Origin of the sequence: Aestuariivita boseongensis, assembly GCF_001262635.1 — a bacterium.
Classification (GTDB): Bacteria; Pseudomonadota; Alphaproteobacteria; order Rhodobacterales; family Rhodobacteraceae; genus Aestuariivita; species Aestuariivita boseongensis.
The window spans coordinates 1-1,174 of sequence record NZ_JXYH01000114.1 but is presented as its reverse complement, the minus strand read 5'-3'; the positions used below and the strand labels follow the sequence as shown (position 1 = coordinate 1,174).

Here is a 1,174-nt window from a genome sequence, read left to right as displayed (position 1 = left end):
ATGGCAAAGGAAAAGTTTGAACGCACGAAGCCGCATGTGAACATCGGCACGATTGGTCACGTTGACCACGGCAAGACGACGCTGACTGCGGCGATCACGAAGTATTTTGGCGACTTCAAGGCCTATGACCAGATTGACGGCGCGCCCGAAGAGAAGGCCCGCGGCATCACGATCTCGACCGCGCACGTGGAATATGAGACCGACAACCGTCACTACGCCCACGTCGACTGCCCCGGCCACGCCGACTATGTGAAGAACATGATCACCGGTGCGGCGCAGATGGACGGCGCGATCCTGGTTGTGAACGCTGCTGACGGCCCGATGCCGCAAACCCGCGAGCACATCCTGCTGGGCCGCCAGGTTGGTATCCCGAAGATGGTCGTCTTCATGAACAAGGTCGACCAGGTTGACGACGAAGAGCTGCTTGAGCTGGTGGAAATGGAAATCCGCGAACTGCTGTCTTCGTACGACTACCCCGGCGACGATATCCCGATCATCGCAGGCTCGGCGCTGGCGGCGATGGAAGGCCGTGATCCCGAGATCGGCGAGAACAAGATCCGCGAACTGATGCAGGCGGTTGACGACTATATCGACACGCCCGAGCGTGCGGTGGACCAGCCCTTCCTGATGCCGATCGAAGACGTGTTCTCGATCTCGGGCCGTGGTACGGTTGTTACGGGGCGTGTGGAACGTGGCGTGATCAACGTGGGCGACGAGATCGAAATCGTCGGCATCCGCGACACGCAGAAAACGACCTGCACCGGGGTTGAGATGTTCCGCAAGCTGCTGGATCGCGGTGAAGCGGGCGACAACATCGGCGCGCTGCTGCGCGGTATCGACCGTGAGGGCGTTGAGCGTGGCCAGGTTCTGTGTAAGCCTGGTTCGGTGACGCCGCACACCAAGTTCGAAGCCGAAGCCTATATCCTGACCAAAGAGGAAGGTGGCCGTCACACGCCGTTCTTCGCGAACTACCGTCCGCAGTTCTACTTCCGGACGACCGACGTGACCGGCACGGTTACGCTGGCGGAAGGCACCGAGATGGTGATGCCGGGCGACAACGTGTCGTTTGGTGTTGAGCTGATCGCCCCGATCGCGATGGAACAGGGCCTGCGCTTCGCCATCCGCGAAGGCGGCCGCACCGTCGGCGCAGGCGTCGTCTCGAAAATCGTCGAGT

Annotated in this window: 1 protein-coding gene; it reads left to right on the top strand. The window is 61.2% G+C overall.

Going from position 1 to position 1,174, the window contains the following annotated elements; all coding sequences use genetic code 11:
* Nucleotides 1-1,174 (top strand): elongation factor Tu (gene tuf / locus TR61_RS19375; RefSeq protein WP_050932206.1); only part of this gene is annotated, 1,174 nt, incomplete at both ends.